Annotated in this window: 8 protein-coding genes; 5 read left to right on the top strand and 3 right to left on the bottom strand. The window is 72.0% G+C overall.

Annotated elements, in window-relative coordinates; translation table 11 throughout:
• Positions 1-5: 5 nt before the first annotated feature.
• The 4 genes from sufC to ABZ215_RS24205 all read left to right on the top strand — a co-directional run bounded on the left by sufC (position 6) and on the right by ABZ215_RS24205 (position 3,016).
• On the top strand, positions 6-776 hold the full coding sequence (sufC, locus tag ABZ215_RS24190) for a Fe-S cluster assembly ATPase SufC (protein ID WP_237339016.1): 771 nt from the start codon (positions 6-8) through the stop codon (positions 774-776).
• A gap of 120 nt (positions 777-896) precedes the next feature.
• Positions 897-2,183 carry a cysteine desulfurase gene (locus ABZ215_RS24195; protein ID WP_020421257.1) on the top strand — a complete coding sequence of 429 codons (1,287 nt, stop codon included), beginning with the start codon at positions 897-899 and terminating at the stop codon, positions 2,181-2,183.
• Complete coding sequence (sufU, locus tag ABZ215_RS24200) at positions 2,184-2,627, top strand: Fe-S cluster assembly sulfur transfer protein SufU (RefSeq protein WP_017982994.1); 444 nt, start codon at positions 2,184-2,186, stop codon at positions 2,625-2,627.
• On the top strand, positions 2,624-3,016 hold the full coding sequence (locus tag ABZ215_RS24205; protein ID WP_020421256.1) for a metal-sulfur cluster assembly factor: 393 nt from the start codon (positions 2,624-2,626) through the stop codon (positions 3,014-3,016). Before sufU ends, ABZ215_RS24205 begins: the two co-directional genes overlap by 4 nt.
• Here ABZ215_RS24205 and ABZ215_RS24210 read toward each other — a convergent pair.
• From ABZ215_RS24210 to ABZ215_RS24220, 3 genes are all read right to left on the bottom strand, one after another.
• Positions 3,013-3,405 carry a hypothetical protein gene (locus tag ABZ215_RS24210; protein ID WP_354951771.1) on the bottom strand — a complete coding sequence of 131 codons (393 nt, stop codon included), beginning with the start codon at positions 3,403-3,405 and terminating at the stop codon, positions 3,013-3,015. The two genes, ABZ215_RS24205 and ABZ215_RS24210, sit on opposite strands and share 4 nt — an antisense overlap.
• A gap of 295 nt (positions 3,406-3,700) precedes the next feature.
• On the bottom strand, positions 3,701-4,168 hold the full coding sequence (locus tag ABZ215_RS24215) for a hypothetical protein (RefSeq protein ID WP_354951773.1): 468 nt from the start codon (positions 4,166-4,168) through the stop codon (positions 3,701-3,703).
• A 293-nt stretch (positions 4,169-4,461) separates the two neighbouring features.
• Positions 4,462-6,165: a GGDEF domain-containing protein gene (locus ABZ215_RS24220; protein WP_354951775.1), complete on the bottom strand. Its 1,704-nt coding sequence runs from the start codon at positions 6,163-6,165 to the stop codon at positions 4,462-4,464.
• 110 nt (positions 6,166-6,275) lie between these two features.
• Between ABZ215_RS24220 and dgt the strand changes: the two genes are divergently transcribed.
• A complete protein-coding gene (gene dgt, locus ABZ215_RS24225; RefSeq protein ID WP_027936326.1) occupies positions 6,276-7,838 on the top strand; it encodes a dGTP triphosphohydrolase in 1,563 nt (520 codons plus the stop codon).
• The last annotated feature ends 125 nt before the right edge of the window (positions 7,839-7,963 follow it).

Consider the following 7,963-nt stretch of genomic DNA (forward strand, 5'->3'; position numbering starts at 1 on the left):
GGGCCATGGCCACACTGGAAATCAAGGACCTGCACGCGAGCGTCACCACCGACGAGGGCGCCAAGGAGATCCTGAAGGGCGTCAACCTGACGATCCGCTCGGGTGAGACGCACGCGATCATGGGCCCGAACGGCTCGGGCAAGTCGACCCTGTCCTACGCCATCGCCGGCCACCCCAAGTACGAGGTGACCTCCGGCGAGGTGCTGCTGGACGGCGAGAACGTGCTCGACATGAGCGTCGACGAGCGTGCGCGCGCCGGGCTGTTCCTGGCGATGCAGTACCCGGTCGAGGTGCCGGGCGTGTCCATGTCGAACTTCCTCCGCACCGCGGCCACCGCCGTGCGCGGCGAGGCGCCGAAGCTGCGCCACTGGGTCAAGGAAGTCAAGGACGAGATGGCCAAGCTGGAGATCTCGGCCGAGTTCGCCGAGCGCAGCGTCAACGAGGGCTTCTCCGGCGGTGAGAAGAAGCGCCACGAGATCCTGCAGCTGGCGCTGCTCAAGCCGAAGATCGCGATCCTGGACGAGACCGACTCCGGCCTGGACGTCGACGCGCTGCGGATCGTCTCCGAGGGCGTCAACGAGTACAAGGCCAACAACGAGGTCGGCGTCATGCTGATCACGCACTACACGCGGATCCTGCGCCACATCACGCCCGACTTCGTGCACGTCTTCGCCGACGGCAAGGTCGTCGAGTCCGGCGGCAAGGAGCTGGCGGACGAGCTGGAGGAGAACGGCTACGTCAAGTACACCGGCAAGAAGGAAGCCGCGGCGGTCTGACGTTGTTGCTGTGTTGTGCGGGACACCCGCACCCGGTCGGCACATCCAGGCGGCTTCGCAATTTTCGCCCGGATGTGCCTCCGAGCCCGAACTGACACCGCGAGAGAGGAGTTGGCGCGCATGACCACCACAGCCGCGGCCAACACGCCTTTGGACGTCGCTGCGCTGCGCGCCGACTTCCCCATCCTGTCGCGCACCGTGCGCGACGGGAAACCCCTGGTGTACCTGGACTCCGGCGCCACCTCGCAGCGGCCCACCCAGGTGCTGGACGCCGAGCGCCGGTTCCTGGAGACCTCGAACGCGGCGGTGCACCGCGGTGCGCACCAGCTCGCCGAAGAGGCGACCGACGCCTACGAGTACGCCCGTGCCCGCACCGGCGAGTTCGTCGGCGCGGACCCGGGCGAGCTGGTGTTCACCAAGAACGCCACCGAGGGCATCAACCTGGTCGCGTACGCGATGAGCAACGCGGCCACCGCGGGACCCGAGGCCGAGCGGTTCCGCATCGGGCCGGGCGACGAGATCGTCATCACCGCGATGGAGCACCACGCGAACCTGGTGCCCTGGCAGCAGCTGTGCCAGCGCACCGGCGCGACGCTGCGGTGGTTCGACCTCACCGACACGTTCCGGCTGGACCTGTCCAACCTGGACGAGCTGGTCAACGAGCGCACCAAGATCGTCGCGTTCGCGCACCAGTCCAACGTGCTCGGCACGATCAACCCGGTCGAGCCGATCGTCCGCCGGGCCCGCGAGGTGGGCGCGCTGACGCTGCTGGACGCGTGCCAGTCGGTGCCGCACTTCCCGGTCGACTTCCACGCCCTCGGGGTGGACTTCGCGGTGTTCTCCGGGCACAAGATGCTGGCGCCGTCCGGCATCGGCGTGCTGTACGGACGGCGTGAGCTGCTCGAGGCGATGCCGCCGTTCCTCACCGGCGGGTCGATGATCGAGCTGGTCACCATGGAGCGCACCACGTTCGCGCCGCCGCCGCAGAAGTTCGAGGCCGGTGTGCCGATGACGTCGCAGGCCGTCGGGCTCGGCGCCGCGGTGGACTACCTGACCGCGATCGGCATGGAGCGGGTGGCCGCGCACGAGCACGCGCTCGTCGAGGCCGCGCTGGCCGGGATCGCCGAGATCCCCGGCGTCCGGCTGATCGGTCCCGGGGACAGCGCCGACCGCGGCGCGACCGTGGCGTTCGTCGTCGACGGCGTGCACCCGCACGACGCCGGCCAGGTGCTGGACAGCCTGGGCATCGCCGTGCGCGTGGGACACCACTGCGCGTGGCCGCTGCACCGGGTCTGCCAGGTGCCCGCCACCGTGCGGGCGACGTTCTACCTGTACAACGATCTGTCCGAAGTGGACGCGCTGCTCGGTGGTGTCCGCGAGGCGCAGAAGTTCTTCGGGGTGGCGTAGGTGAACCTGGAGAGCATGTACCAGGAGATCATCCTGGACCACTACAAGAACCCGCACGGCCACGGCCTGCGGGAGCCCTTCGACGCGGAGTCGTTCCAGGTGAACCCGACCTGCGGCGACGAGATCACCCTGCGGCTGAAGGTCGAGGGCGACAAGGTCGCCGACGTCTCCTACGAGGGGCAGGGCTGCTCGATCAGCCAGGCGTCCGCGTCGGTGCTGACCGATCTGGTGACCGGTCACACCGTGTCGGAGGCACTGTCCACGATGGACACCTTCGTGGAGATGATGCAGAGCCGCGGCCAGATCGAGCCGGACGAGGATGTGCTGGAGGACGCGGTCGCCTTCGCCGGGGTGTCGAAGTACCCGGCGCGGGTGAAGTGCGCCCTGCTGGGCTGGATGGCGTTCAAGGATGCGCTGACCCGCACGAACGGAGCCGAGAAGTGACCGAGGAGCAGACGCGCGAGGGCCGCACCGCGGAGGACCTGCCCGAGCAGGCGCAGCCGCCCGCCGCGGACGTGGCCAAGATCGAGGACATCGAGGAGGCCATGCGGGACGTCGTCGACCCCGAGCTCGGCATCAACGTGGTCGACCTCGGGCTGGTCTACGACATCCGCGTGGAGCCGGACAACACCGCCACGATCGACATGACGCTGACGTCGGCGGCCTGCCCGCTGACCGACGTGATCGAGGACCAGACGGCGTCCGTGCTGGTCGGCCAGGCCGGCGTGGTGAAGGACTTCCGGATCAACTGGGTCTGGATGCCGCCGTGGGGCCCGGAAAAGATCACCGACGACGGCCGGGAGCAGCTCCGGGCGCTGGGCTTCACCGTCTAGAGCTGGAGCGTCACCCGCGGAACACCGCCGCCGCACTCGGGCCCACCAGGGAACTCGAGCCACGCGGCGGTGTTCTGCGTTGTGGGGGTGCCGCCCGGCAGGACGACGGTGACTTCGTAGGGACCGACGCGAAGGTCGTCGAACGCGGCGAACCCCGCCCACCCGGTGTCCTGCGGAGCGAGTGACGCCTGCTCGGTCCGGCAGACGCCGTCGCGGCACGCCGTCACCGTCGCGGCCGTGATGACCTGGCCGGGCCGTGGCCCCACGTCGAGCCAGATCCCGGGAACCAGGGCCACGGCGGGACACGGCCGCCGGAGGGCCTCAGTGGTGTGCGGCGCTCCGCCGCAGCCCACGAGGACGGCCAGCGCCAGCAGGAGTGCCCCGCGCATCGTCTACCCCCGGTTGTTCACCTGCGGAGCGCTGCCACAGGCAGGCAGTGCCGGGCAGTTCCGCACCGTCTACCCCCGACGTTCGCGTGCGGAACGCCGCTGCAGGCTGCCAGGGCGGCCAGCAGCAGTGCCGGGTGGTTCCGCATCGTCTATACCCGGATGTTCGCCTGCGGAACGCCGCCGCAGGCCGGCAGTGCCGGGCAGTTCCGCACCGTCTACCCCCGACGTTCGCGTGCGGAACGCCGCTGCAGGCTGCCAGGGCGGCCAGCAGCAGTGCCGGGTGGTTCCGCATCGTCTACACCCGGATGTTCGCCTGCGGAACGCCGCCACCGCAGTCCGGGCCGTTCGGGTACACCAGCTCGGCGGCGGTGGCCTGCGTCGTGCGGGCCAGTTCCACCCCGGCCGCGTTCGTCAGCACCACCGTGATCTCCACCGGCCCCTCCCGCAGGTCGGCGACGTCGACGAAGGCGTACCAGCCACCGGTCTCCACCACCCGCGCCGAGCACGTGTCGTCCGGCCCGGTGCCGGTGCAGCCCTGGGGTTCGGCAGCCGTGGCGCGGTGCAGGTCCGGCCGCCATGTGCGGCAGTCCGCGCCCCAGCAGGCGGTCACCTCAGCGCCCGCGACATCCGCCCGCGGCGCGACGTCGAGACTGATCCCCGGCATCGCACCGATCAGCGTGCAGGCCCGGTCACCGCCCGCCGCACCCTCCGACGCCCCGCACGCCGTCAGCACAGCCAGCCCGAGCGCCAACACCGGCAACATCCGCATGCTTCCCAGACGGACCACGCGGCCCGCCGGTTGCACGCCTCCCCGGCACTGCTCCGGCAACGCCCACCGCGACCACCTGTGCAGTACCGGCTGACGGGCTGCGCTCCTACCCGGCGCGGCTCAAGCCGACTGGCCCCGCTGGCCGTTGGCTCGCACCGCGACCACCTCTGCAGCGCCAATCCGCCGCCGCACCGCTACCCGGCGCGGCTCAACTCGACCGGACCGCCCGGCCGCTGCTTCGGCGGTGCCGCACGTGTGCAGAGCAGCACCGTCCCGCCGCCGCACCGCTACCCGGCGCGGCTCAACCCCACTGGCCCCGCCGGGCGTTGCTCCGGCAGCGCGTGCCGCGAACGGCCGCGCAGCACCTCGACCCGCTCCGAACCAGGACGGCCCAGCACCCAGCTCGACCCCGGCACCGACTTGGCCTGCTTCTTCAGCGGCGCCAGCAGCCGCGACGCCTCGCGGTAGGACTCGATCGTCGCCGTGGCGCAGACCAGCGTCGCCAGCGACACCGTCACCGGCCTGCCCTCCGCGCTCCACGGCGTGTCCAGCAGCGCCCCCGCGATCGTGCCGATTTCGTCCACGTCGCAGGCGATCAGGAAGTCGTCGCCGCCGACGTGGCTCACCACCATCCTCGGCAGCCGCGACGCCAGGTCCGTCAGGGTGCGGCCGATGGCGCGAATCAGGTCGTCCCCGGCGGCGAAACCGGCGTTGTCGTTGACCGCCTTGAACGAGTCGACGTCCAGCCACGCCGCGACGAACGCCTCCCGGCTGCCGATCCGCCGGTCCACGTCCCGCGCCACCGTGTCGCTGCCCGGCAGCCGCGTCAGCGGGTTCAGCGCCGCCGCCTCCTCGACCTTCGCCTCGGCCACCCCGCGCACCACCTCGGTCACCAGCACCACACCGAGGCAGCGGCCCGCGTCGTCGACCACCACCACGTCGTCGCCGGTGCGGCCCCAGTCCGCGTCGGTCACCAGCTCCAGCAGCTCCAGCGCGCCCGCGTCGGCGTGGATGGTGTGCGGGCTGTCGGCGAGCCGTTCCGCGCTGCGCTTCGCGTGCAGGGCGTGCCCGTACGGCCCGGTGACCGACACCAGGAACCGGGTGCGGTCGATCGACCACCGCGGCCGACCGTCGGCGTCGATCCCGACGATGCCGCTCGGCGCGTCGCCCGCGGCCAGCGCGGTGCGGACGTCGTCGCAGGTCGCGTCGTGCGGCAGGGTGCTCGCCGGGCGCAGGAAGTCCCGCACGCGCGGCGTGGTGAGCGGCCCCGGCGTGAGGCGCTCCTCCGGGTCCGGGATCGCCGGGGTGAGCAGGTGCCCGAGGTTCACCCCGTCCCGGGCGGGGGCGAACAGGTTGCCCTGAGCGATGCGCACCCCCAGGCGGCGCACCGCTCCCAGCTGCGCTTCCGTCTCGACCCCGGTCGCGACCAGTCGCGCGTTGGTCCGGGACGTGAAGTGCAGCAGGGATTCGACGACCGCGACCGAGCCGGCGTCACCGGGCAGTCCGCGCAGCACGCTGCGGTCGAGTTTGAGGACGTCCACCGGCGCGGCCGCGAGCATCGCGAACGGCAGGTCGCCGCGGCCGAGGCCGTCCAGCGCGAGCCGGAAACCCAGCTCGCCGAGCCGGTGCAGGCCGGCGAGCAGCTGTTCGGGCCACACCGAGCAGAACGGCGGCCCGACCTCCAGCACCACCTCGCGCGGCCGCTTGCCGACGCGGGCGAGGGTGTCGAGCAGGGGATCGACTGCGGGCGCGGCCGCGGTGGCGGCCGTGATGTTCAGGTGCAGCGGCAGCAGCGTCTGCTGGTCGGCTTCCGCGCGGACGGCGTCGCACGCCAGCGCGATGTCGGTCTCGACGAGGCGCCGTTCGCGGCGCGCGGTGTCGAGCAGTTCGTGCACGGACCCCTCGGCGGGGCGGGCCAGCGCTTCGAGCGCGACCATGCCGCCGGTGTTCAGGCTGTAGAGCGGCTGGAAGGCGAACCGGACTGGGCGCACGGACCGATCTTCGCTGGTGAGGTGGTCGTATTGAAAGAGATGTCGACTGATGTTCACCTGCGGGGCGGTCAGCGTACTCCCGCGGGGGTACGGGCGGGACAGATACGGTGATGCGCATGGAACCCGATCCGCGGACGCTACGCCGGGAGAACGCCAGCGAACCGGCGTGGTCCGACCTGGCCGACAACCCCTTCCGGGCCGACCGGGACCGCATCGTGGTGTCGCCGTTCTTCGCGCGGCTCGGCGGCGTGACCCAGGTGGTCAGCGCGGCCGGGTCCGGTCTGCTGCACAACCGGCTCACGCACAGCCTCAAGGTCGCCCAGGTCGCCCGCGCCATCTCGCAGCGGCTGCTGTCCTCGGTGGACTCCGCCGAGCTGATCGGCAAGCTCGGCGGGCTCGACCCGGACGTCGCCGAGGCCGCCGCGCTCGCCCACGACCTCGGGCACCCGCCGTTCGGGCACCTGGGGGAGCAGGTGCTGGACCGCATCGCCCGGCACCGGTTCTCGCTGCCGGACGGGTTCGAGGGCAACGCGCAGACGTTCCGGATCATCACCACGACCGACGTGCGCGGCCCGGCGGCGGTCGGGCTGGACCTCACCGCGGCCGTGCGGGCGGCGGTGCTGAAGTACCCGTGGGCGCGGCTGCACTGGCCCGACCCGCACCCGGCCGCGATGCGCATCCCGCCGCGGGGCGCCGCCGAGCCGGACGAGGCGCCGGGCACCGGGTCGAGCAAGTTCTCCGCGTACTGCACCGAGCTGGACGACGTGGTGGCCGCGCGCAGGCCGTTCGCCGGGCGGATCGAGCCGTGGCAGCAGACCGTCGAGGCGTCCGTGATGGACACCGCCGACGACCTCGCCTACGCGATCCACGACATCCAGGACTTCCACCGCATCGGGGTCCTGCAGCACGCGCCGGTGGCCGCCGAGCTGGGGGAGTGGCTCGATCACGCGGTGGAGCTGGCCGGACTGGACAACGCGACGCTCGCCGCGCAGATCCGCCGCCCCGGCCGGTCACTGGAGCAGCTGCGGCGCCGCATGCACGCCAAGGACGCGTGGATCGTCGACGACGACGCGTTCGCCCACGCGGTGTCGCGGATCCGGGCCGAGCTGGTCGACGGCCTGCTCGCGGAGCCGTTCGACGGTTCGATCGAGGCGGAGCAGGCCACGGCGGCGTTCTCCGCGCGGTGGACGCACCGGCTGGTGGACGGCGTGATCGTGCTGCCGTCGCCGTCCACCCGGGCCGGGCACGTGTCGCTGCGGACCGCGCAGTGGCACGAGGTACAGGTGCTCAAATTCGTGCACCGCCGGTTCGTGCTGCTGCGCCCGGAACTGGCCCTCCACCAGCGCGGACAGGCCTCGCTGCTGACGACGCTGGTCGACGCGCTCGACGCGTGGCTCGCCGACCGGGACGAGGTGTCGCGCCTGCCGCGGCGCCTGCACGACCTGGTCGAGCTGGCGCAGTCGGAGTTCGAGGACCTGGCCCGGAACGCGCCCGAACTGCTGGTCGGAGCGACGGGCGAGCCGGTCGCGGGCGCCGACGCCGTGCGCGGGCTGGCGAGGGGCCGCGCGGTGATCGACTTCGTGTCGTCGCTGACGGACAAGCAGGCGGTCAGCCTGCTGGACGCGCTGTCCGGCCGATCCGGCCAGCCGTGGTCGGACAGCTTCGTGCTCTGACCAGCACACCACCCAGCAACCAACCGCCGGCCGGCAACGCAACGCCACCGACCACCCCAACCAGACCTCCCCCGCCCCCGATCCACAGCCGATCTTTAGTCGCCGACCAGGGTTGTCAAGGCACG

Source organism: Amycolatopsis sp. NPDC006131, from assembly GCF_040614175.1.
Classification (GTDB): Bacteria; Actinomycetota; Actinomycetes; order Mycobacteriales; family Pseudonocardiaceae; genus Amycolatopsis_E; species Amycolatopsis_E tucumanensis.

Excerpts from the sequence above, each read along its gene's own strand:
- dgt (WP_027936326.1), top strand. The coding sequence starts at position 6,276 with ATGCGCATGGAACCCGATCCGCGGACGCTACGCCGGGAGAACGCCAGC.
- ABZ215_RS24215 (WP_354951773.1), bottom strand. The coding sequence starts at position 4,168 with ATGTTGCCGGTGTTGGCGCTCGGGCTGGCTGTGCTGACGGCGTGCGGG.
- ABZ215_RS24210 (WP_354951771.1), bottom strand. The coding sequence starts at position 3,405 with ATGCGCGGGGCACTCCTGCTGGCGCTGGCCGTCCTCGTGGGCTGCGGC.
- sufC (WP_237339016.1), top strand. The coding sequence starts at position 6 with ATGGCCACACTGGAAATCAAGGACCTGCACGCGAGCGTCACCACCGAC.
- ABZ215_RS24195 (WP_020421257.1), top strand. The coding sequence starts at position 897 with ATGACCACCACAGCCGCGGCCAACACGCCTTTGGACGTCGCTGCGCTG.